Genomic DNA, 24,864 nt, shown 5'->3' with positions numbered 1-24,864 from the left:
TTTGGTTTTAAGTTCCTCTAAATATTCAAGATAAATTTGACGTAAGGTTTCCATAGTAAAAACAAAAAAAATCCTGCACTGGGCAGGATTTTTGATTATGACTTTGTCAAGATTAATTATTCTTGAATATCCAACTTCAAACTCAATTCTTTCAACTGTGCATTATCAATTGGTGCGGGAGCGTCGATCATTACATCGCGACCACTATTGTTTTTAGGGAACGCAATAAAATCTCTGATAGTTTCTTGTCCGCCTAAAATTGCTACCAATCTATCTAAACCAAATGCCAATCCCCCATGTGGTGGTGCACCGTATTGAAAAGCTTCCATTAGAAAACCAAATTGTGCTTTTGCCTTTTCAGGTGTAAAGCCTAAATGCTTAAACATTGTTGCTTGCATATCTCTATCGTGAATACGAATAGATCCACCGCCTATTTCATTACCGTTCAATACAAGGTCGTAAGCATTTGCACGTACTGCACCCGGATCAGTATCTAATAATTCTAATTGACCTGGCTTTGGTGAGGTAAATGGGTGGTGCATTGCATGGTAATGACCAGTTTCTTCATCAAGCTCCAATAAAGGGAAATCTACTACCCATAATGGTGCAAATTCGTTTGGCTTTCTAAGTCCTAGTCTGGTTGCCATTTCCATTCTCAAGGCACTTAACTGTGTTCTTGTTTTATTGGCATCACCAGATAATACGCAAATTAAGTCACCTGGTTTAGCACCTGTAGCTTCTGCCCATTTTGCTAAATCGTCTTGGTCATAAAATTTATCAACGGTCGATTTAAAGCTTCCGTCTTCATTACATTTTACATAAACCATTCCGTTGGCACCAACTTGCGGGCGTTTTACCCAGTTGACCAATGCATCTAATTCTTTTCTAGTATATTCTGCTACACCAGGTACTGCAATACCAACTACTAATTCGGCGGAATTAAAAACTCCGAATTCTTTATGTTGTGCTACAGCATTAAGTTCTGAGAATTCCATTCCAAAACGAATGTCTGGCTTATCATTACCATATTTAGACATGGCATCATCATAAGTCATTCTTGGGAAAGAATCGATCTCAACACCGTTTACTTCCTTTAAAAGGGACTTGGTCAAATTTTCGAATACATTGAGTATATCTTCTTGCTCAACAAAAGCCATTTCGCAATCTATCTGCGTAAATTCTGGCTGTCTATCGGCACGTAAATCTTCATCTCTAAAACACTTTACGATCTGAAAGTATTTATCTAAACCACCAACCATTAGCAATTGCTTGAATGTTTGTGGCGATTGGGGTAGCGCATAAAACTGACCTTCGTTCATACGGCTTGGTACCACAAAATCTCGAGCACCTTCTGGTGTAGATTTTATTAAATATGGAGTCTCCACTTCTATAAAGCCTTCGCCAGATAAAAACTTACGGACTTCCATAGCTACCTTACTTCTAAAAATAAGGTTGTTTTTTACAGGATTTCTACGGATGTCTAAATACCTGTATTTCATTCGAAGATCTTCACCACCATCGGTTTCGTTTTCAATAGTGAATGGCGGAGTTTTAGATTCGTTCAGAATTGTAAGTTCAGAAACCAAAACTTCTATATTACCCGTTGGGATGTTTGCGTTTTTAGATGCTCTTTCAATAACCTCTCCCTTAATTTGAATAACAAACTCTCTACCCAAATTTCTTGCCTGCTCTAATAGCTCGGCATTTGTGCGGTCTTCATCAAGTACTAGTTGTGTAATACCATAGCGATCCCTTAAATCTACCCAAACTACGAAACCTTTGTCTCTAGTTTTTGCTACCCAACCAGATAGTGTAACCGTTTGGCCAATATGTGATTCTCTTAACTCCCCGCAGGAATGGCTTCTATACATAGTACTTGCTTTAATGAATTGGCAAATTTAAGAAGTCTATTTCATTATAGATCTATTTAACCGGTAGCTTTTACACGATGACTAGTTGTGCCAATGTTAAACATGAATTGTTGTTAAAACACTGTAAAATAGGATAGTACACTTCCAATGTAAACTTAATGTAAACTAAAAGTTACCAAAACATTGATTAATTGAGAAATAAATGTATATTTGTAACGTTAGTGTTAAGGAAGAAATTAATTTAAAAAATATATCCCATGAAAAAAATCTTAATTATAGCTGTAATGGCATTGTCGTTCGGAGCTTACGCTCAAGTTGATCCTACTTTTGAAAAAGATGGAGATAAAGTAAAAGCAACATATTTTCATGCTAATGGAGAAAAGTCTCAAGAGGGCTATTTTTTAAATGAAAAGTTAGAAGGACAATGGAAAATGTTCAATGAAAAAGGAGAGAAGATTGCAATGGGTAACTATGATAATGGTGTAAGAACCGGTAAGTGGTTATTTTGGGAAGGTGATGTAACGAGTGAAGTAAACTTCGATAACAACAGAATTGCTAGTGTAAATAAAGCTAGTAAAAAAGATCCTGTTGTAAGCAATAAATAATCTCGATCAACAACAATAAAAAAAGCCCCGTATCATTTGATACGGGGCTTTTTTATTTCAGCTTTTTGTAGATTAAGCCACTTGTTCTAATTGTTTATTTTCTTCATTACTATTACTGCCGAAACCGCTAAACTTTATTTTTATACGGTATACTATGTTGAATAATACCGGCACGATTATTAGGGTTAAGAAGGTCGCAACGATTAATCCGAAGATTACCGTCCATGCTAATGGTCCCCAGAAAATTACGTTGTCACCACCTATGTATATATGCGGATTAAACTCTGAGAATAGCGCAAAGAAATCGATGTTAAGTCCGATTGCAAGCGGAATCAATCCTAATACGGTGGTAATGGCAGTTAATATAACTGGGCGTAATCTTGCCTTACCACCAACAATCATAGAATCGGTCGCATCTTCAATTGTTAACAGATCACTGTCTTCCATACCAAGTCTTACCTTTTTACGATCGACCAAAATTTGGGTGTAATCGAGGAGTACTACGCCGTTATTCACCACAATACCTGCTAATGAGATAATACCCATCATCGTCATCATAATTACGAAAGACCATCCGGTGATCATCAATCCTCCAAATACACCAATGAAGCTTAAGAAAATTGCGATCATAATTATTAATGGTTTCGATATGCCACCAAATTGGAAGATTAGAATAAGCATAATCAATCCTAATCCTGAGAAAAAAGCACCAACTAAGAATGCTTGTTGCTTCGCTTGCTCTTCTAGTTGACCGGTATAATCAATATTTATAGTAGCTGGAGTTCCATCAAAACTTCCCATCTCATTTTGAATTTCAGCAACAATGGCGCCGGCATCTGTAAAGCCAGGTTTTAAACCCGAATAAATAGTAACCACACGTTTACCGTCGCGGTGTTTAATAGCACTATAACCAGATGTGTTTTTCTCGGTCGCTACAGCAGAAATTGGAATCTCTTTGATCTGTCCGTTAGAAGGATCTCTAAAAATGATATTCTGATTGAATAATGCACTCTTATTGTATCTCAAATCTTCATTGAACCTGATGTTGATATCGTAATCTTCACCATCTTCTTTATAAACACCTGCTTTTTCGCCAAAAATAGAGCGTCTTAATTGATTACCGACTTGGCCAACGGCAACACCTAATTCACCCGCTTTTTCGCGATCTACAATTACTTGCATGGCAGGTTTGCCTTTGTTTACATCAATCTTCAATTCTTCAATACCTGCAATATTTTTAGTGTTGATGAAGTTTTTAATGTCTTCGGCAGTATTGATCAGCTCATCATAATCATTACCCTCAAGTTCAATATTAATAGGGAAACCTGCTGGCGGACCATTGGCATCTTTCTCTACAGATATTGCAACACCAGGATAAATGCCCTGTAATGCAGCTTGCACACGACCACGAATATCTTCGGTATTTAAACCATTACGATATTTATACTCACTAAAGTTTACGGTTACCTTGCCCTTATGTGGCATTTCGGCAGACGAACCACCATCTGTAAGCGGATTTCCAGCACCTTCACCAACCACAGATACAGCAGATGCCATCATAAAGTTCTTTCCATCTTTCTGATAGATATCATCATCCATAATAGCGTACACCTGCTTTTCGACCTCTTTGGTAATTTCATTGGTCTTTTCAATAGAAGTACCTTCAGGGTACTCTACATACACATAGATTTCATTTGGTTTATTGTCTGGGAAGAATTCGATTTTAGTACGACCGCTACTAACAGACATACCAAATAACATAAATACGCCAATCAACATTAAAAAAGTAACACCAAAATACCAATATACGTTGCTACCTCTAAGTGCATGCTTTAAACGACGCTCATACCAATTTTCAAAGCGAGCCATGGTTTTCTTTTGAAACTTGATAGCAGTGCCCTTAATAACGTATTTGTATGCCCAAAACATGATGGCAGTAAGTATAAGTACAGATCCCAAACCGCGCATAGCGCCACCGAAAATTAGTATTAATGCTCCAAGTCCCCCCATAATAACACTCATTCTAATGAGCTGTTTTAAGTTCAGTTCTTTTTCATCGGTGCTCATGAATTTTGAAACCAACATAGAGTTCATGAATATTGCCACGAATAATGACGAGCCCAATACAACAGAAAGTGTAATAGGGAAATAGATCATAAATTGCCCGAAAATACCAGGCCAGAGCCCTAATGGAACAAACGCCGCTACCGTTGTAGCTGTCGATATAATAATAGGGTAAGCAATTTCACCGATACCTTTTTTAGCAGCTTCGGTTCTTGACAAACCTTCATCCATTAATCGGTATACATTTTCAACTACAACAATACCGTTATCAACCAACATACCAAGCCCCATGATCATTCCGAAAAGAATCATCGTATTTAAGGTATAACCTAGCCATGATAATATGACGAAAGACATAAACATTGACATTGGTATTGCGAAACCAACGAATAATGCATTTCTAAACCCTAAGAAGAACATTAGTACGGTTACAACTAGAATAATACCGAAGATGATGTTATTTACCAAGTCATCTACTTGATTCAGTGTTCTAGTAGAGGAATCATTGGCAATAGAAATATTTAAATCTGGCGGAAAGTAATCTGCTTTTTCTTTCTTTACCAGTTCTTTTATTTTATCTGAAGCGGAAATGGAGTTTCTACCAGCTCGCTTTTTTACATCAAGCATTACCACATTATTCCCGTATTCGCGAGCATAAGTAGTTTTGTCTTTTGCCTGAAAGTTTATAGTCGCAATATCTTTTAAGTATACGGCACCATTCTCAGATTTTACTACGAAGTTGTTCAGTTCTTTAGGGTCTTCTACTTCGCCTAAAATACGAATGGTACGTCTTTGCCCTACGGTTTTTAAGTTACCGGCAGACATCGTCATATTACCATTGCTAATAGCACTAATAACATCTTGAAAGCTGATTTTGGCAGCCATCATTTTATAAATATCAACACCAACTTCAACTTCTAGATCTTGTGCACCACGAATATCCGCTTGTTTAATTTCAGGAAGGTCTTCAATTTCGTCTTGTAAATATTCAGCAAACTCCTTCAACTTTTCTACAGGGTAATCACCCGTAAAATTGATGTTCATAATAGGCACCTCTTCTGAGAAATTTAGATCGAAAACATTGGGTTCTACCTTTGCTCCATTAAAAGTAGGCCAGTCTTCACTAGCTTTTTCACTATCTACCTCATCTTTCACCTTTTGTTTGGCTTGCTCAACAGTAATTTCTTCGTCGAACTCAACGGTTAAAATAGCGTAATCTTCTTGAGAAGTTGAGGTAACTTCTACTACATTACTAATGTTTTTTAGCCTGTCTTCTAAAGGATCTGTAATCAGTTTTTCTATATCTTCGGCAGTGTTACCTGGGTAAGGTGTGCTAATGTAGATTTTGGTCTCAATAATTTCAGGAAAATCTTCTCTAGGCATTGCCATATAGGCACTGAATCCCAACCAAAGAAAAATAGCGATCATTACATAAATAACCGAAGGGTTATCAATGGCCCAAGACGATAAACCGAACTCTTTATCGGCGTTCTTTTGTACTTTGCTCATCGCTCTTTATTTTTTGATTTTAACTTTTTGACCATCTTTTACACTTCTAGCACCTTCTTTAATAATTTGGTTGCCATCTGCTAAACCAGATAATACTTCAATCTTCGCACCTTGTGTTTTACCAGTTATGATTACCGTTCTTTTTACCAACGCCTCACCATCTGCATTTGGCTCTTCTGCTACAAAAACATATTGCTCACCTTCTGCATTTTCTGATATTATACTTGTCGGTATTAATATAGCATCTTCGTTAGTGTAATCGTTTATATTCACTTTAGCCGATAGGTTCGGTTTAATTTTACCCTCTTTATTCGGTACAGGTATTTCTACCTCAAATGATCTATTCGAAGGATTGATAAAATTGCCTGTTTCTCTAATTTTTGTAACGATACTATCACCTAAAACCGGAAAGTATACTAATGCTTCTTTTCCTTTTGATACACTACCTAGGTAAGTTTCTGGCACTTCTACTTCAATGTACATATCAGATAGATTTACAATACGAAATACCTCTGAACCTGGGCCTGGGGCAACAACAGTACCTTGATCTTTTATTACATTATCAATAATACCAGAGAAAGGTGCTCTTATGGTAGATTTACCTAATTGACTCTGTGTCTGAGATACCATATTTTCTGCAGCCTCATAATTGGTTTTAGCTTGTAAAAATTGAATTTCTGAACCTATATTCTGATTCCATAAACGCTCTTGACGCTCAAAAGTCGTTTTTGCCAAAGCAGCTTGCGATTTTAGTTGACTTAATTGGCTTGACATACCACCATCATCGATAGTCGCTAATACCTGACCTCTAGAAACCTTGTCGCCTTCTTTTACATAGACTCTTTGTAACGTACCTGCCATTTCTGGGTAGATCAATACATTTTGTTTGGTAGATACATCACCCTGTAATTCTAAATAGTGATTGAATAGCTCTTTTTTAGCAGTCAATGTATTTACCAATGGTAATTTTTCTTCATTACCCAAAATGGCAATGGCAGAATCTAAAGATTTTACTTGCGCATCAATAAGTTTTTGCTGCGTGGTAATATCATTTTTTTTAGCTCTTATTGCCTCTAGGTCTTGTTGTGCTATAATATCTGCTACCGATTGCTCACCACTGCCACAAGAAAGTAGGCTTACGGTCGCAATTAATAAAACTAGTATTTTCTTCATGATTATATTTTTAATGATTGATTATTTAGTCTTTTGTATTTAAAATGGTTTCTAGTTCTGTCTTGTTATTTATCACCTCAACCATAGATTGTAAGTATTCTTGTTGGGTAGTATACAATTGTGTCTGTGCCTGTCTTAGTTCAAAACTTGTAGCCAAACCTTCTTTATACTTGATTTGGTTTTTGTTTTCAATACGTTCAGATAGTGTTAGGTTTTGCTTTGCAGTTTCGTAGTTATCTATCGCTAGGGTATAATTATTTTTAGCATTCTCTAACTGTAATCTAATTTGTTGTTCAGCTTCTGTTAATTGCGTTTTTGCTTTTTCTAAAGCAATTTTAGCACGTTGCGTACTTGCACTTCTTTTAAATGAACTGAATATTGGAATGTTCAAATCGAAACCCATAATTGAAGAATCGAACCATTGCTGATCTCCGCTGAAAAAATCGAAGTTTTCTGAGAAGGCAGAGCTTCCGTAGTTGACAAAAGCATTTAAGGTTGGTAATGCACGACTTCTTGCTAATTTCCATTCAAAATAGCGTTGTTCGTTTAAATTCTCGGCAAGTTTGTAATCAACATTATCATTTATATTAAAGTCGAAACCAAGAATGCCTAAGTCCATTTTTGAAATGGTAAGATCTTCTAAGTTTTCTTGCAATTGCGTTGGTGCATTTAAGTCTAGGCCCATGCTTACATTCAACATTTGTAAGGTAATTGACTTTAGTCTTACAGCATTCTGTAATTGATTTTCAATTGATGATAGTGTAATTTGAAGCTGGTCAACACTTTCTTCTTCTCCTAGTCCGTTTTCAAATAACTTAGAAGTTTCAAAAAGATTTTTTTCGAGTGTGCTTTTATTCTTCTCTAAGATTTCTATACTTTCTTCTGCTAAAAGTACATTACCGTAAGCTTCAACTACTTGTTTTCTAACATCTAATTCTGTTTTTTCTTTATTGTTTGCGCTATAACTTAAAAACGCTTTTGTTGCTTGCACACCTACGATATAAGAACCATCAAAAATTTGTTGGGTCAATGTAGCTGTTGCCGTTGCTGATTGTGGTTGAGAAAAAATTACTGGCACAAAAGTTCCAGGTTCACCACCAACAATTTCTCCAGGCAGTAAGGAAACGGGTTGTTTTAATTGATTTTGATAGCCAACTGTTCCGTTTATTTGAGGTAGACCGGTAGCTATAGTTTCCCATTTTTGCTTTTGAGCATCTATAATATCCCTGTTTGCATTAATTGCCGAATAGTTGTTTTCTAATGCAAATTGAATGGCTTCTTCTAATGTAAAAGAATAGGTTTGCTCTTGTGAATACCCTAAACTAATACTTAGAATAGTGATTAAGATTACTAATTGATTTCGCATTTATTCTTGATTTGAATTGATGATATTATTTAATATGGTTTTTCCTTTTGGTGTTACAATCCCTCTTATGTGATATTCTAAAAATGAGTCCATTAGTTTCCCTATTGGAAATTGATTTAACGGAAACATGTTTTGGTCTTTTATACTATTTAGCCCGGTAAAGTATATTCGAGCAACAAACTCCGGATTTATATTATCTCTAAACAAGCCTTGTTCTAATCCACGTTCAACATTTAGTAATATGCACTTATGCATCTTATCAAATTGTAGAAGCTTCAGGTTTTTATGAATTTTCGGATAGTATTTCATTAATTGATACTGAGGAGAGCTTTTTTCATCGTTTAAATGAGACATTACATACTTTTTAATCTCATACAATTCTTCAATAGCGTTTTTCTCCATCGCTATAATTAAATCAATACCGTTGCTTAAATCGCAGAACTTATGCATTACACAATCTTCTACTAGCGAAGTCTTATTACTGTATTCGCTGTAGATGGTTTTTTTAGACATGCCGATTTCATTGGCAATATCATCCATAGTAATACTCTTAAAACCACGTTCTAAGAAAAGCTGTAAAGCTGTATCCCTAATTTTTTCTTTCATAATGGCTGCAAATATACAGCAGGAAACTTAAGAAACTACAAAAGTTTCCAAAGTTTTACAATTTTTTAATATTGGGATAATTATTTAACGAATTTTAGAGGGACTGGTAATTAGCTATTTAGCTATAGTGAATTTATACTTAAGCTTTGTTTTGTAAAATAATCTGTTTGGGTTGTGATGCATGTTTTAAATAGATGGCGTGCAAAATGGTTTCAAATTACCTGAGTTTGATAAGTTGAAGTATTGAATGTTGATGCTAATTTGAAATAGATATTTAAAAAAAATGTAAATATTATGACCTTTAACAAAATAAAATAAACTTATTGCCTTTTCTTTTTAGCTACAAAATAGACAACAACAAGTAGTAGTAAAGTACCAAGTATGTACCAAATAGTAGTAGTTTCTTTTTTCGGTTGATTTATTTCAACAATTTCTAGTTGTTGATTTGCCTTTATATTGGTTAGTATTTGAGTGTTACTGCCTGTCCAGTTGACAATTACGGAATCCACAACAGTATTTTGTCCCAAACCAAAGTGTGCTATCACCGAGTTTTGTGATAAATGACTAGATCCACCACCATCAATTTCTCTTATAATTCTTTTTCCATTAGCAACTATAGTTACGCGAGAGCCAATACCATTTGCTTCAGAATCCAAACCTTTAAGAGCAACTTTTAGCCAATTACCCTTTACCAAATCATTTCTAAAAAGTCGAGTGGTAGATGCTATTGGGTAATTTAAAATAGGTTGTTGATTTACAACTAGTAAATCCATATCACCATCATTATCCATGTCAAAAATTACCGATCCTCTGCCGATACCGTAATCGTTTATGGCTAATTCCCTTCCTTTTTCAGTAAAGGTATTGTCGTTATTTTCAAAATAGAAGTTGCCCATTGGTGTGCAATTCGGATTAAGATCTCCGTTAGCAACAAATAAGTCTAAATCTTCATCATGATCAAAATCGGCAAAATTCGCACCCCAACTAATCGCTAAATTGTAAGTACCTAATTCTTTTGCCTTGTCAACAAATGGTTTGCCAATACCTTGATTTTCCATCAGCATATTGAACTTGATGTTGGTAATGTAATAATCCATCCACCCATCACCGTTATAATCGCCAACAGCTGCGCCCATGGCATTAATTTTTAGGTCCATTTTAGTTTCCTTGCTGGCATCATCAAAATGTTCATCAGGGTACTCGTTACGGTATAGGAAATTAGGTACCGCCTTATACCCAAAATCTTGATTCACCAATAAGTCTTGATCTTGGTCATTATCATAATCGGTGAAAACGCCACCAAATCCAAAACCTTTATGCCCTAAACCATATTCATCATAAACGTTTTCAAAACCTTTGCCTTCTTTATTTTTTAGTAAATAACTTCTAGCGGTTTGGTTCGCGCTAACTATGGTAGCATCTTTTATAATACCCAGTTTGCCCGTAAATTCTTGAAAATAATTACCCACGAATAAATCAGGATATCCGTCTGCATTAAAATCACCAAAACTTGGTCCTGTACTAAAGGAGTTTAAGTCTTCCAAGCCATATTCATTCGTAACATCTTTAAAGGTGTAATCTCCATTATTTAAGAAGAGTAAATTTTTTGCCCTTGGTATAACGCTTTTACCATCGGTAGTAGTAATGGTGGTAATGAACAAATCTCTATATCCATCTTTATTGATATCTGCACTTACAACACCTTGAGTAACATAGTCATTGGTAATTTGTAAACCAGAATCATCAAAAATATCTTTGAAAGTACCGTCACCATTGTTGAGGTAGAGCCGATCTGATTTTATACCACTCGTTATATATAAATCTTCGTAACCGTCGTTATTGACATCAAAGACAGTAACACCACCACCAAATGTGCCTTCATAAACTTCGTATTGGTGGGCAATGCCTGCAGCTTCTGAGACATCTGTAAAAGTTTGTTGCGCATAACTCATTAAACCGAATACTAGAAAGAATATGTTACTGCTTATTTTAATGGGTGCTGAATTATTTTTCATCATTGTTCTTCCATTCTAGGGCATAAATATTTTTTGCAATTTCTACTCCTTTTTCTAAACCTACTTCATTGTCTAATTTCGTGTGAATGCCTCCATAAAATCTAGAATCTGCTGTTTCTAATGCGGCATCCCAAAAGGTGTCGAATGACCGTATTACAAAATCAGTTTCTTTGAGTTCATCGCGTTCTCGGCCTTCATGAGCTTTATCTGTAAATGTGAATTCTTTTCCGAAGTTATGTTCTAATACTGTTGCCGCTGCGGCTGCTTGTATTGCATGACCTGATGGGAAAGATGGAAATGGAGGGTCGGGCCAGAAAGACTCCCATTCTTCATCAATATATTTTGGTATAAAGGTATTTGGTCGTTCTGTAAAAAACTGATATTTCCATTTCCAACAATTCACGAAAGCATCTGATACTGCCATGCCTACTTGAGCATATATTTTGGCACTTTCAATAAGTGATATGTTATGGCCTTCTATTGCTAATGTGGCAAAATAATAAGAATGCCCTGGCGGAGTAAAACTCACGTCTGGATCATCGCCCCACCAAATAGCAGCTTCTTTTTCTAGCTGTGTCAGTTCTAAATCTTTCAGATATACATTTTCAAACTGTTTGTAATAAGGAGAACCAATAGTTGTGTCATACGGAATCATCTTTGGGTCTTCGAGTTCCTTATTACTGGATGCAAAAGTTCTATTTTCTCCCCAATGTGGGTGTAAAGGGTGATGGCTAAAAGATTGAGCGAATAAGGGAGGTTTCCAAGAACCTGGTCGTTCTGGGTGTATCATGGTTTTATCAAAATTGTTCAAATATCCTCTGTGAGCACCATCGGTTTTAGACCATTCAAAAATAGTATGTGCAACAGATTTACCAAACGCCACGGAACGAGAAACGGTTTCTTTATCTACACCATCTTGAAATTGAGTAAAGATCACTTGTTCAAGGGAGTCAATTTTTTGAATGTTTTCTTCGGATGTTTGAACGTATATATTCTTTAAAATTTCTGATTGCCCAGCATTTAATGCTAGTACCCAATTATATTCTTTTGAATCATCTGCAATAGGTAGCTTATCTAAACCCTTTAATTGCCCATTCATTGATTTATACTCTGAAAAACCTTGTACTATGGTCTCATACATTGTAAGACCGGTATACCCAAATGCCCTAGATGCAAATGTGGGAGAATTTGATGGGGTATATCTTGTAATGAACAAGGTCATATTCCCCCATTCTAAAGCAACTTCTTTATCGCTCATTTTTGAGTGATCGGTTGTAGAACATGCCATTGTAAGCAAGAGCAACAGTACGGTAGATATTCTTATTAGTGTTTTATTTATGTTACTAGTCATCGTTAAATTAAGAGCTATTTTAAAAGTTTATAGGTTTCGGTAGATGCGCCGTAGCTTGTTAGAATAAGTTCGTCATTTATCATTAAAGCATGGGTATTACTTCCTTTTAATGATAGTCCAGATTTCGGTTGCGATACATATTTAAAAGTACCATCCCCGTAACCTAAAAGCACCGTACCGTAGTTGGCATCGAATTTCCCTATTCTTAGTTTATAATAATCATTGTTGCCTAAAAGTAGCAAATCTATTTTACCATCATGATTGAAATCTGAAGTTATAATTTCTGAAACGGGCGCGTATTGCGCTTGAATAGGTAATGGTATGTTTTGGTATTTGCCATTTGCAGTGCTCATTAAAACTGTAGTTTCTTGATGTGTTATGGTTAGTTTATTAGCCCTCTGCAATTCGGTTTCATTGAAAATGTCTTTTAAAGTTGCATCGGCGTATTTTTCATAACTATTAAACTGTTGTCGTTTGCTTGAAAGTTGACCTAGTAACTCATCTCTTGTGATATAGGGGTAACTATTACCATCTATATAAAAATTTAAAATAGGATCTACAGAGCCGTTGTTGTCAAAATCTGAATAGTACAATTCAGCGGGGGTGTCGGTACTTAGTTTAAATTGAGTATTAGAACCAATGTTACCTGCGATAATATCTGGTTTACCATCATTATTAAGATCAGTTACATTTAGGCTTGTCCAGAATCCAGATAAAGGCTCCTCAAAAAACTGATTAGATTCATTTATTAATTTGCCATTTTTATTAAGATAAATAGAAATAGGCATCCATTCACCTACAACTATTAAATCTTCGATTTGGTCCCCGTCCATGTCTGCCCAAATAGCATCAGTGGTCATACCTAAGGTTTTTAATTCTGGCTGAATAGCATCGGTGTTGTCCATGAAATTTCCTTTACCATCATTTATTAGAATATAACTAGTAGATGATTCAGGAAAACGACCGGGTGTAACAGATCCACCAATAAACATATCTAAAAAGGTATCGTTGTTTACATCTGAAAAAGTAACTGAACCTGTGTTGGTTTGCATTTTTGGTAGGGCAGATTCAGATTTTATAAATTTTCCTTTACCATCACCTAAATATAGTCTGTCTTGTAATAAAGGATCATTTTGGGCAAAGTTATGGTAGCCACCACTAGCAATATACATATCTAAATTACCATCGTTATTTACATCAAATAGTGCGATGTCTGAATCGAAACGTTCTTTGTCCACCTCAAAACTAGTATTTATCTTTTGCGTAAATTTCTTATTGTTGTTTTGTATGAAAATGGATGTTGGTTGCCCAATGCCACCACCAATGACAATATCTTCTAAACCATCATTATTAATATCACCCTTAGCCATTGGCGGACCATCATGCGATAATTGTTTCAATAAAAGCGACTGCCTTTTAAAGTCATTTACTGATGATGATTGGTGATGATAAGTAATAGCTTCCGCGACCTTTGAAAATAACACTTTTGTTTTGCCTCTTACTAAATCTGATTTTTTCGCATTAACTTCTTCAAGTATCAATAATTGATTAGTTGTAACTTGCGTAAGAGTTTCTGTTTTACCAGAATTCCAGTTAATTACTAGAGAGTCTATTGTAGTGTTATCAGATAATCCAAAATGTAATATGGGCGAAACGGTTGAAAGGTAACCTTGTGTTGGCATTTGTTCAACTACTTGTGTTTTTCCATTATTGAAAATACTTACTTTAGAACCGATTCCATGTGTATTTTTATCAGAACCTTTAAGTTTTATACTCAAATAGTTGTGGGATTCATTTGGCGTATCGTTTCGATAAATAAAAGCCGGTTTGTTAATGTTATTTACCACTAGATCCAAATCACCATCATTGTCTAAATCGGTATATATAGCACCGTTGCTGTTCGCAGGTTGATCTATTCCTGCACTTTTAGTATCGTCAGTAAAATTTACGCCGTCTTTATTGCTGTAAAAGAAATTTGTTAGGTTAGATGCTGGCATTTCCTTTATCAGTTCAAGAACATCTTGTCTTTGCAATCTGCCTTTAGATTGAACGTAACTATCCATGTAGTTGATGAAATCTAAATTGGTGTAGTCTCTAAAATATCCGTTAGAAATAAACAGATCTTTAAATCCGTCATTATCAAAATCTGCAAATAGAGGAGCCCAGCTCCAGTCTGTGTTTGATATTCCTGACAGCTGTCCAATTTCACTAAAGGTGTCGTCACCATTGTTTAACTGTAGCATGTTACGCATGTACTGATGGTGAAATCCGCTTCTGATATTTAGATCGAATTTTTCATAATTATCTGGAGATAACAGTAGCTTTTGGCGTTTGTTATCTTTTGGTAACATGTCTAAAGTAAAAATATCTTGTAGACCGTCATTATTAATATCAGCCACATTATTTCCCATAGAAAAGTGACTTGTGTGACCCATTTGTGACCCTAATTTGTCTGTAAATGTTCCGTTTTGATTATTGATATATAAATAATCTGGAACTGTATAATCATTGGAAATGTAAAAATCTTGCCATCCGTCGTTATTGATGTCACTTATGGCAATACCTAATCCGTAGGTTAGGGCAGAACCGCTTATACCTGCTTTTTCGGTGATATCGTAAAATTTATTATTTCTTTGCTCAAATAAGCGAGTACCTTGAAAAGGGTCGTCTTTTTTTAAAAATTCTTTGGTGCTGACTTCATTTAGTACAGGTAATGATTTCGGATTGTGATTTAGTAAAAGCATATCTAAATCGCCATCTCTATCATAATCAAAAAAATAGCCTTGGTTACTGAACGCGGCACTTGCCAACCCATATTCTTCAGCTTGTTCTTTGAAAATAGGAATGTTGTTAAGGTCGTTACCTTGATTGATGAACAATTGATTTTTACGCTTAGCATCTGGTAATGCACCTGAATAACATAGGTATAGATCTAATTTACCATCACCGTTAACATCTGCAGAAGTAATCCCTGTTTTCCATGGTCCGGGTCTGCCTTCAACTTTAGAGATTGAGGTAACATCTTTAAAAGAAAAATTACTTTCATTTAAATAGAATTTGTTCTCACCCATGTTAGAGGTGAAATATAAATCTTGTAATCCGTCATTATTGAAGTCTCCTGTTGCTACTCCGCCACCATTATATAGATACTCATATACTAATACATTAGCATTTAGCCCTTCTTTTAAAGTGTTCTGAAAAGTAACATTTGTTTCATTTTCAGATAAGAGTGTAAATAAAGTTGGTTTTTCAACGGTATCAATTGTAGATGTTACCTCATCTTTATTAGCCTTCTCTTTGCAGCTTTGAAGAAGTATACATACAATAAATAGATAGAGAGTTAGATTTTTTATCATTTGCTTAAAAGTAAAAGATCTATCCCAAAAGGGGATAGATCTTTAATTTAACTCAATTTAAACTAAACTAATAACCTGGATTCTGAATCAATAGGTTATTTCTGTTGATTTCATCTCTACTAATAGGCATGAAATACATTTTGTCATCCCAAGTTCTTGTTTCATTATCATTATTATCAACAACCGTATAGGTGTAATCATATACTGTTGGGTCATATTGATAAGGAGTTCTTGGTGTAGCACCTGCTTTTAGTGCTGCAGTTACTTTCATCACTTTAATACCTCTGCCTAGTGTTTGATCTGCGATCATCCATCTTCTTGCGTCGTGGAATCTATGCTCTTCATAAGCTAATTCAATTCTTCGTTCATTGATATAGGCTTCTAAAAGATCAGATCCAGATGCAGTAATTGCAGGCATACCTGCTCTAAAACGAATTTTGTTCAACCAGTTTCTAGCTTCACCTTCATCGCCTAGTGCAATAGAAGCTTCAACATAGTTCAATATTACTTCAGTATAACGAATAAATGGCCATGGCACAACCTGTGCACTTGATTGATTGTCCACTAAAGATGGATCTGAATCGATGAATTTACGAACGTAATATCCTGTTCTACTACCATTCCAGTTCTCGATAGGTGAATCACGCATGTCAACACCTGCAATAATTCCGCCACTACCATCTGCATAAGTACCTGTTTGAATTTCATCATAAGGATCAATTGCAGCCACATCATCTGGTCTTGGTTTCCATGGTGCACCATCGTAAAGAACGGTTGCGGCCAATCTTGGATCTCTATTTTCATACGGAGCAGCAGCGTGCTCAGGATTGCTCCAATCGAAATCGGTACCATCCATCATTTGATAATCATCTACCAATTGTTGAATTGGTGTATTACCTGCCCAGTTGTGGTAACCATTTGGACCATTATTGATTCCTTGGTGAATACCACCCAACGGCCAATTACTTTCAGCTGTAAATAATGGTGAATGTGTTCTTTCGAATAAAAGTTCAGATCTTGCAGCAGCATCGCCAACAGCACTACCACCTCCCATAGCAATGGAGATGTAAGTTTCTTTAGCGTCTTCAGCACTTGCTGGTGCCGTTAAGTCTAATTTGTAACCAGTTGTTGCATCTAATACTGCCTTGGCTGCAGTTTTAGCTAACGTCCATCTAGCATCTCTATCCCCAGAAGTATACGCAACTAGTTCTAGATTTGAGTAGCCACCTATAACAGATGATTTTGCGCTAGCTGTAGGGCCATCGCGTAAATCGCTTGCTGCATATGTAAGCACTCTAGATTTTAAACCCATTGCACTTAACATTGAAGCTCTACCAGGAGTTACATCTTTACCGTCTAACAATGAAATTGCTTTGTCTAAATCATCATTTACGAAAGTTACGTTGTCAGCGTAAGTACCTCTCGCTATAGTATAGTCGTCATCTAGACCATAAGGAGTGTCTATTAATGGTGCACCACCATAATAACGCATTAACTGATGATAATAGTAAGCTCTTAAAAAATGAGATTCACCTAGTAATCTATCTTTTAAAGCTTGGTCATCAAATGCGGCGTTTGGTAATTCTTGTATTGCGATATTCGCTTTTCGAATAGCCAAATACAACTCATTCCATTGTGGAATGATATTTACATTCCCCGTACCTGACGGAGAAAGTGAACCTTCTGTAATTACATTTACACCTCTACCAGAGTGCGTAAACATTGCTTCGTCTGTTAAAGAAGATAAACCCTCTTCCTCAAATCCTCCATAGCCTAGAGATGAGTACACATTAAATACAAAAGCTTGAGCTAAAGCCCCATCTGCCCAAGTGGCATCTGCGGAAATTGAATCTAATGGTGAAGTTTCTAAAAAATCTTCATTACACGAAATAGGTACTAACGCAAGCGTTAGTAAGCCTAAGAGTACTAATTTTCTTTTTTTCATGATTTTTTTTTAAAATGTTAAACTAAAACCTGTGTTAATAATTGACTGTTGTGGGTAGAACTGACCACTATTACTAGTCGATTCAGGATCGTAGATATCTTGAGCTGCCCATGTTGCCAAGTTAAGACCGCTCATGTATACCTTAAAATTAGAAAGTCCAAACTGACTGATCATTTCTGACGGGAAATTATATGCTAGTTGAACGTTCTTAAGTCTTAAATAATCTTTACTGAAAAGGTTGTAAGTATTATTACCATAATCACCACCTGTATAATACGTATCTCCACGACTCGCTAGTCTTGGGTGAACGCTACTTGGGTTATCTGGGCTCCATCTATTATCGTAACTGTACTTTAAGAAGTTACCAATATCTCCAGATTCTGTTTGAATAAATAATTTAGCACCTGTTGCACCTTGTAATAAAACTGAAAGGTCAAAGTTCTTGTAAGAAGCATTGAACGTGACACCAAAGTTGAAATTAGGATTGATACTATTTTTGATTCTTACTTGATCTAAATCATTAATAGCACCATCACCATTAACATCTTTAAACTTCATGTCACCTGGCTCTAATTGTGGCTTAACAGCGCTATAGTCTAAAGTATTAGCATTAACTGCTGCTTCGTCAATAAATACACCATCTGATTCATACACTAGGTATGATCCAATAGGTTTCCCTTCTTGTAATTGATAGTCTGGAGCTCCAGGAATTTCATCTAAAAACTCAACACTGTTTTGAGCGTAACCACCGTTAACACCAACATCCCATTTGAAACTATCGACATTGCCACCAAAATAATTTAAAGCAAATTCAAATCCTTCGTTATTAACTTTACCTGCATTTACAGGAGGTAATAGAGCGGAGATACCAGAAGAACCAGGTGTAGAACCTGTCTTTTGAATAAGAATTTGATCACGCTTGTTTAAAAAATATTCTAATGTGAAGCTTAGTTTGCCATCAAGCACTATACCATCTAAACCAATATTATAGTTTTTAGCACGCTCCCAAGTAAAGCTAGGATTAGCCAATAAGTTTTCGAATAATGTAGTCTGTACCTGACCATTAATAGGATACTGACCAAATTCATAAATAGATTGGTATGCATACTCCTGTAACTCATCATCGGTAATTTCTCCATCACCATTAGAGTCAAAAGAAACTTGATCATTACCCATTTCTCCGTAAGAAGCTCTAAGTTTTAAGTAACTGATGGAATCTACATTAAACCAATCTTCATTATTAATGTTCCAACCAAGTAATAAACCTGGGAAGAATCCGAAACGATCATCACCTGGGAAGATGTAAGAACCATCAACTCTCCAAATAAATTCAGCTAAGTATTTTTCTTTATAATTATACTGAGCACGACCGTAGTAACCTAAACGTGTTCTGTTATATGCAAAACCGTCAGTTTCTTGTGCAATTTCACCACCGACCCCAAGTTGATCAACAGCTGTAGAAAGATAGTTTCTTCTAAATGCTGAGAAAAATTCTCCTTGAAAATTTTCGCGGGTTATACCTGCTAAAATACCAATATTATGGTCTTCACCAAGGGTTTTGTCGTAAGTTAATATACCGGTAAGGTTCGTGTTTAGTACATTGTTAGATGATTGTAATAATCTCGCATCGGTAAAATTTGAACGAATAGACCCACTTAGTTCAGGAACACCTGTAGCGATATAATTCGCACGATCTAATGAATAAAGTGTCCATGGTGTTTGCCATAATTTTCTACGTAACTGGCTTTGATCTACACCTGCGGTTAAATTTAATTTAAGACCTTCAACCCATGGGTTCGTAATATCTACAGATCCTGTGAATTGTAGGTAATCTGTAGGTTGTTTGTCATAACCAGTAGCATTGGTTGTTACCACAACTGGTTGTTGACCATTTTCAATATCTGGTCCTGGTAATCCGTTTGGCCAAATTGCAGGTTCGTTTGGTCTACCTCTCATTAACATTCTAAAAATAGCACCTGCACCTTCAGTAGGGAAAGTTCTATCTTCCTTTCTATAGGCCATACTCAACTTCGTTGAAATATAGTCGTTGATTTTAGCTTCGGTATTCAATCTAAAATTATATTGCTGATACCTGTTCGCTGAATTCTTGTAGATAGCACCTTGATCAGAATATCCTAAAGATGCATAATATTTCAAATCTTCATTACCACCACTTATAGATAAATTATGTCTTTGTTGTTCTGCCCAATCTTTAAATGTTGCACCGAACCAATCAGTGTCTGGGTATAGCCATGCATCTGCACTTGTTCTATGATTGTTTACAGTTTCTGGACTAAAAGCTGCATTTACAGTTTCTACCGGACTGCTGCCAGGAATGGTATAGTTGCCAGAAGTTTGAAAGGCAGTACTTGCAGTACCCCATTGTGATGCCGGTATATTACTATTATAAATTGCCAGTTCGTTCATTATGGTTTGGTACTCTACTGCACTAGCCATTTCAGGAGTTCTTGTTGGTCTAGTAAGACCAAAGTCAGCCTTATAATTGATTTGCATTTTGCCAGACTTACCAGATTTAGTGGTAACTATAATTGCACCGTTTGCAGCTCTAGCTCCATAAATAGCTGCAGAAGCATCTTTAAGTACAGAAATATTTGCAATGTCATCTGCATTGATACGACCTATACCACCATCTCTATCTGGTATACCATCAATTACTATTAATGGTTGGTTATTACCTAAAGTGTTTGTACCACGAATGCTAATAGTCGATTCGTCATTACCAGGCTCTCCACTGGTTTGTACGATTACTACCCCAGGAAGTCTACCTGCTAGCGAGTTAGATACGCTAATAGCTGGTGAACTTTCTAATACAGGACCTTGTACTGCAGTAACAGCACCAGTTACGGTTGCCTTTTTCTGAGTACCATAACCAACGACAACTACTTCGTCTAGGTTGGCAACATCTTCTTCTAAAGAAACGTTAACGGTACTTTTATTGTTTACGGGTACTACTACCGTTTTAAAACCGATGTAGCTAAATCGTAGACTAGAATTGCCGTCTTCGATAGTAATAGTAAAATTACCATCAAAATCTGCTTGTACTCCCGTTGTTGGATTGTTAGCATCAATGACTGATACACCTGGTAACGGCATGTTATCTGATGCTGATGTAACAGTTCCAGAAACGGTTGATTGTGCGTGGAGGCTGGTGAAGAGAAATCCACTAAAAAATAAAATCATCGTTAAGCTTACATGATTCCGAATCATGTGAAACTTAGTAAAGTTTGTTTGATAATTCATAGAGTTAGTTCTTACAGTTGTTAGTTATTGTTGTTGATATTCGAATCATAATCTCTTGGAAGCATTTTGAGTTGAAAAGACTATGATACACTATGCTACTGCAAACAAATATATAATAAAATGTTAATTTAATAAATTATACTTACATATTTTTTGAATATGACATTTGATTTATGAAATATTAAGGATTCATCAGCGTTAACTTTATATTAAGATTCAGTATTTACAGGGGTTTTGCCGAATTTGGGTTCGAATTTTAAGATTTTAATTTTTTTTAAAAAAAAACTTAGTTGATATTATTTTTTAGTCCATTTTTGATAGGATTATGAAAAATACTTGACTTCTCATTGGTTTAAGAAAATACCAATTATCAACACTAGTAAAATGAAGAAACTTTGATATATTTTATTAAATTGTATATTGTCGCATTCAAATTGGATCTATAATTTATGGCGGTTATTAGAAAAATTTTAAGCCTAACCCACAATAATAACCTTACAAAACATGAACAATTAGTTCAGGGTGTAATTGAATCTATTGAAGATGGTAAATTATGTGTAGGTGATCAGTTACCTTCCATAAACACTATGGTTGAAGAAATTGGTTATGCCCGTAAAACTATTTTTAAAGCGTACGAAGAACTTAAGAATAGAGGTTTAATTGAGTCGAGACAATTAAAGGGTTATTTTGTAATTAGTCAGGCTACGAATATTACAAAAAGAATGGCCTTAATCTTATTCGCCTTTCAAAGTTATCAAGAAGAATTCTATAAAACATTTCGTAAAGAGATGGGTAGGCGGTTTCAAATCGACGTATTCTTTCACCATAATAATCTTACTGTTTTCGAAACAATTCTTACCAATATTAACGGTAAATATGGCATGTATGTAATTGCTTCTATACAGGATCAAAAAGTTATTCCTTTATTAGAACAGATTGAGCCTAAAAAACTACTGCTGGTTGATAGATATTTAGATTTAGGAAAGTCCATTTCTTATATTTCTCAAGAGTTTGAAAATGTAATTTATACTTCTTTGGTGCAATTGCTTCCCCAAATAAAGAAGTACAATAAAATCATCTTATATTTTAATGAAGAAAGTGATTATTCTCCGATTTCCATTAAAAAGGCATTTGAAAAATTTTTAAAAGATTATTCGATAAATGGGGTGGTCAAGAATCATTATTCAATTGGTTCTGCTACTAAAGGCAATCTATATTTCGCACTAGGAGATACTATATTATGGCATATATTACGCGATTCCGTGAGAAAAAAGCTGAAGATTGGAGAGGATATTGGTATTTTGTCTCAAAATGATAATGTATCGAAAGAAATAGTATTTGGCGGAATAACTACCATTTCTACAGATTTTAATGAAATGGCGAAAATGGCAGCGAAACACTTAAAAAACGATAGTGTAACTCAGGTAATTATGCCTTCTAGATTAATAAAAAGATCTTCTTTATAAATCATTCCACCATCGATTATTATTCTATTTTCTTCCCTGTAATTTTATTTTAAATCGTTAGCCTTAGATGTGGTTCTTCAACGTATAAAAGAGGAGAATCAATCTTATTTGTTCTATTTTTGAATAAAATTGCGAACAATGCACACTATTAATGAATATCGAGAAGAGTTTATTGCGTATTTGGACTCAAAAAAAATTACTAAGGAACCTAGAAACCTTTATGAGCCTATTACCTATATTCTTAGTTTAGGTGGAAAGCGCCTAAGACCGGTTTTAGTGTTAATGACCGCTGAAATTTTTAAGGGCGATTTTAAAAAAGCTTTAGATGCCGCCTTGGCAATTGAAGTATTTCACAATTTTTCTTTGGTACATGATGATATTATGGATGATGCCCCTGTTCGTAGGGGGGAAACTACCGTTCATGAAAAATGGGATATAAACACTGGTATTCTATCTGGTGATGCGATGCTAATTATGGCGTATCAGCTTTTTGAAAATTATGAGCCCAATGTATTTAGAGATTTAGCCAAGTTATTCAGTAAAACCGCATTAGAAGTTTGTGAGGGTCAACAGTACGATGTTGATTTTGAAACAAGAGACGATGTTATGTTACCTGAATATTTAAAAATGATCGAGTATAAAACTGCTGTACTCGTTGCAGCTGCACTAAAGATGGGCGCTATTGTTGCCGGTGCTTCAGATTCTGAACAAGAGAAAATGTATAATTTTGGATTAAATCTTGGTATTGCCTTTCAATTGCAAGATGATTATTTAGATGTATTTGGGGATCCAGAAACGTTCGGTAAGCAAGTGGGTGGCGATATCATTGAGAATAAGAAAACCTACTTATATTTAAAAGCATTGAATTCTGGCTCTGAAATGATGACGAAAGAGCTTGAACATCTATATTCTATTCAGCCAAAAGAATCAGAAGCTAAAATAAACGCAGTGCGTTCTATATTTGAAAAGACAGAAGCTGATAAGGCAACTAAGATAGCAATAGGTGATTATACGGCAAGGGCATTCGATGTTCTTGAAGAAATGGAAATAGAGCCTGAAAACAAAGATTTGTTAAAGCAATTTGGTGAAAATTTAATGAATAGAACGGTTTAAAAAAGTCTTCTAATCAAAGCTTTTATGAATGGGGTTTTCGGACAAGAATTTATGTAAATAAAATCTTCTTTTAAGCTAGTTTTTTCATCTAGAAATTTAAATACCATCTGTGGTTTTATAGCTTTAAAAATAGATTCGAAAATTGCATGACCGTTACCATTATTATAATGCAAGACATCTAAAAAGAGCATATCATAAAACCAAAATTTATTTTTTAATTTTAGTTTTTGAAGTGGTTCGCCTTGCTTTATATGTTCAATTAATTTCGGAATCTTATTTGCAGTACTCATTAAAGTATAGCCTGTGCTTGGTTTTGCCCATCCGCCTGCGGTACCTATATATCGTATTCTTTTGGTGTGGTGTTCTCTAAAGTCATAAGCGGTCATGGGTATACTACCTGCTTCCTTTTCGATAATTTCATAAGTATCGCATTTAAAGCGGTCTACCAGATATTCTTTTATTGCTGCCTCATATTCAGCCTTTGGCAGTAATTGTTCTGAAAATAATGTGTATTCAATCAACGCGGTGTCATTTGAATAGGGCAGTACATACATAAAACGGGTATTTCCTTTTTGAGGGATGGAAAAATCCATGTAGGTAACTTCGCTAGCATTAAAAATGGGCTTATCAGTTTTAATTACCCAGCCCACAAAATGTTGCTGAAGCACCGGATATTTTTTTTGCCCAGTTGCCATTTTATAATCAAAAAGACTATTGAATAGGTATTTGCCAGTATAGGTGCTATTTGTAGTGATTATAATAACCTCGGTGGCTGACTCCTTTAAGTCTACCAATGCTTCTTGAACGAAAGTGATATTAGTTGATTCTTTGATGCGACCTAAATAATGATTGTAAAAATCAATGCTGCGTATCATTTTATAAGAATACGGGGCAATATCTGTTCTTTTAAAAACATCGTCTCCTTGAAAATGAATCGTATCCCATTTTTTATGGACAATCTTATGGAATGGACCTTTACCTTCTTCCCAAAAACACCATGTTCTATCATTGCTGTTTTTAGGGTCTTTGTCAAGAATTAATATCTTTTTATTATCAAAAAACGAATCGTTGAGCATGGCATCAGCCAGTAATAAACCAGATGCACCTGCGCCTATAATGATATAATCGTATTCGTTCATGAATTTTTAAAACATCGCTCAGGG

The 24,864-nt window shown here is 35.3% G+C and carries 14 protein-coding genes; 3 read left to right on the top strand and 11 right to left on the bottom strand.

Annotation, left to right across the window (positions count from 1 at the left end; genetic code table 11):
* Positions 1–116 precede the first annotated feature (116 nt).
* Positions 117–1,871, bottom strand: coding sequence for an aspartate--tRNA ligase (aspS, locus tag ACEN2N_RS12215; protein ID WP_441824589.1), 1,755 nt, complete (start codon positions 1,869–1,871; stop codon positions 117–119).
* A 257-nt stretch (positions 1,872–2,128) separates the two neighbouring features.
* On the opposite strand from aspS, the gene ACEN2N_RS12210 reads away from it, so the two are divergent.
* Positions 2,129–2,476: a toxin-antitoxin system YwqK family antitoxin gene (locus tag ACEN2N_RS12210; protein WP_423996863.1), complete on the top strand. Its 348-nt coding sequence runs from the start codon at positions 2,129–2,131 to the stop codon at positions 2,474–2,476.
* A 72-nt stretch (positions 2,477–2,548) separates the two neighbouring features.
* Here ACEN2N_RS12210 and ACEN2N_RS12205 read toward each other — a convergent pair whose 3' ends face one another.
* From ACEN2N_RS12205 to ACEN2N_RS12165, 9 genes are all read right to left on the bottom strand, one after another.
* Positions 2,549–6,049 (bottom strand): efflux RND transporter permease subunit, encoded by a 3,501-nt coding sequence (locus tag ACEN2N_RS12205; RefSeq protein WP_441824588.1) that lies wholly within the window; start codon positions 6,047–6,049, stop codon positions 2,549–2,551.
* 6 nt (positions 6,050–6,055) lie between these two features.
* Positions 6,056–7,222, bottom strand: coding sequence for an efflux RND transporter periplasmic adaptor subunit (locus tag ACEN2N_RS12200; RefSeq protein WP_441824587.1), 1,167 nt, complete (start codon positions 7,220–7,222; stop codon positions 6,056–6,058).
* A gap of 25 nt (positions 7,223–7,247) precedes the next feature.
* Positions 7,248–8,588 carry a TolC family protein gene (locus ACEN2N_RS12195; RefSeq protein ID WP_441824586.1) on the bottom strand — a complete coding sequence of 447 codons (1,341 nt, stop codon included), beginning with the start codon at positions 8,586–8,588 and terminating at the stop codon, positions 7,248–7,250.
* Positions 8,589–9,194, bottom strand: a complete 606-nt coding sequence (locus ACEN2N_RS12190; protein WP_441824585.1) for a TetR/AcrR family transcriptional regulator — start codon at positions 9,192–9,194, stop codon at positions 8,589–8,591.
* Between the two features lie 320 nt (positions 9,195–9,514).
* Positions 9,515–11,212: a CRTAC1 family protein gene (locus ACEN2N_RS12185; protein WP_441824584.1), complete on the bottom strand. Its 1,698-nt coding sequence runs from the start codon at positions 11,210–11,212 to the stop codon at positions 9,515–9,517.
* Complete coding sequence (locus tag ACEN2N_RS12180; RefSeq protein ID WP_441824583.1) at positions 11,199–12,467, bottom strand: phosphatase PAP2 family protein; 1,269 nt, start codon at positions 12,465–12,467, stop codon at positions 11,199–11,201. Before ACEN2N_RS12180 ends, ACEN2N_RS12185 begins: the two co-directional genes overlap by 14 nt.
* A gap of 107 nt (positions 12,468–12,574) precedes the next feature.
* Positions 12,575–15,916, bottom strand: a complete 3,342-nt coding sequence (locus ACEN2N_RS12175; protein WP_441824582.1) for a VCBS repeat-containing protein — start codon at positions 15,914–15,916, stop codon at positions 12,575–12,577.
* Between the two features lie 67 nt (positions 15,917–15,983).
* The gene (locus ACEN2N_RS12170; RefSeq protein WP_441824581.1) at positions 15,984–17,861 is read right to left on the bottom strand and encodes a RagB/SusD family nutrient uptake outer membrane protein; all 1,878 of its coding nucleotides are present in this window, start codon (positions 17,859–17,861) and stop codon (positions 15,984–15,986) included.
* A gap of 9 nt (positions 17,862–17,870) precedes the next feature.
* Positions 17,871–21,062 (bottom strand): SusC/RagA family TonB-linked outer membrane protein, encoded by a 3,192-nt coding sequence (locus tag ACEN2N_RS12165; protein ID WP_441824580.1) that lies wholly within the window; start codon positions 21,060–21,062, stop codon positions 17,871–17,873.
* Between the two features lie 509 nt (positions 21,063–21,571).
* Here ACEN2N_RS12165 and ACEN2N_RS12160 point away from each other — a divergent pair.
* Both ACEN2N_RS12160 and ACEN2N_RS12155 read left to right on the top strand, forming a co-directional pair.
* The gene (locus tag ACEN2N_RS12160; RefSeq protein WP_441824579.1) at positions 21,572–22,588 is read left to right on the top strand and encodes a GntR family transcriptional regulator; all 1,017 of its coding nucleotides are present in this window, start codon (positions 21,572–21,574) and stop codon (positions 22,586–22,588) included.
* Positions 22,589–22,726: 138 nt separating this feature from the next.
* Positions 22,727–23,701, top strand: coding sequence for a polyprenyl synthetase family protein (locus ACEN2N_RS12155; protein ID WP_441824578.1), 975 nt, complete (start codon positions 22,727–22,729; stop codon positions 23,699–23,701).
* Here the strand turns inward: ACEN2N_RS12155 and ACEN2N_RS12150 are convergent.
* Entirely contained in the window at positions 23,698–24,840 is a 1,143-nt protein-coding gene (locus ACEN2N_RS12150) for a lycopene cyclase family protein (protein WP_441824577.1), read from the bottom strand. The genes ACEN2N_RS12155 and ACEN2N_RS12150 overlap by 4 nt on opposite strands.
* Positions 24,841–24,864: the final 24 nt, after the last annotated feature.

It is taken from the genome of Maribacter spongiicola (assembly GCF_052119685.1).
GTDB lineage: Bacteria > Bacteroidota > Bacteroidia > Flavobacteriales > Flavobacteriaceae > Maribacter > Maribacter spongiicola_A.
The sequence above is the reverse complement of the archived record's forward strand: the minus strand, read 5'-3'. Positions and strand labels throughout refer to the sequence as shown.

Excerpts from the sequence above, each read along its gene's own strand:
- ACEN2N_RS12170 (WP_441824581.1), bottom strand. The coding sequence starts at position 17,861 with ATGAAAAAAAGAAAATTAGTACTCTTAGGCTTACTAACGCTTGCGTTA.
- ACEN2N_RS12195 (WP_441824586.1), bottom strand. The coding sequence starts at position 8,588 with ATGCGAAATCAATTAGTAATCTTAATCACTATTCTAAGTATTAGTTTA.
- ACEN2N_RS12175 (WP_441824582.1), bottom strand. The coding sequence starts at position 15,916 with ATGATAAAAAATCTAACTCTCTATCTATTTATTGTATGTATACTTCTT.
- ACEN2N_RS12160 (WP_441824579.1), top strand. The coding sequence starts at position 21,572 with ATGGCGGTTATTAGAAAAATTTTAAGCCTAACCCACAATAATAACCTT.
- ACEN2N_RS12200 (WP_441824587.1), bottom strand. The coding sequence starts at position 7,222 with ATGAAGAAAATACTAGTTTTATTAATTGCGACCGTAAGCCTACTTTCT.
- aspS (WP_441824589.1), bottom strand. The coding sequence starts at position 1,871 with ATGTATAGAAGCCATTCCTGCGGGGAGTTAAGAGAATCACATATTGGC.
- ACEN2N_RS12155 (WP_441824578.1), top strand. The coding sequence starts at position 22,727 with ATGCACACTATTAATGAATATCGAGAAGAGTTTATTGCGTATTTGGAC.
- ACEN2N_RS12190 (WP_441824585.1), bottom strand. The coding sequence starts at position 9,194 with ATGAAAGAAAAAATTAGGGATACAGCTTTACAGCTTTTCTTAGAACGT.
- ACEN2N_RS12205 (WP_441824588.1), bottom strand. The coding sequence starts at position 6,049 with ATGAGCAAAGTACAAAAGAACGCCGATAAAGAGTTCGGTTTATCGTCT.
- ACEN2N_RS12180 (WP_441824583.1), bottom strand. The coding sequence starts at position 12,467 with ATGAGCGATAAAGAAGTTGCTTTAGAATGGGGGAATATGACCTTGTTC.
- ACEN2N_RS12185 (WP_441824584.1), bottom strand. The coding sequence starts at position 11,212 with ATGATGAAAAATAATTCAGCACCCATTAAAATAAGCAGTAACATATTC.
- ACEN2N_RS12210 (WP_423996863.1), top strand. The coding sequence starts at position 2,129 with ATGAAAAAAATCTTAATTATAGCTGTAATGGCATTGTCGTTCGGAGCT.
- ACEN2N_RS12165 (WP_441824580.1), bottom strand. The coding sequence starts at position 21,062 with ATGATTTTATTTTTTAGTGGATTTCTCTTCACCAGCCTCCACGCACAA.
- ACEN2N_RS12150 (WP_441824577.1), bottom strand. The coding sequence starts at position 24,840 with ATGAACGAATACGATTATATCATTATAGGCGCAGGTGCATCTGGTTTA.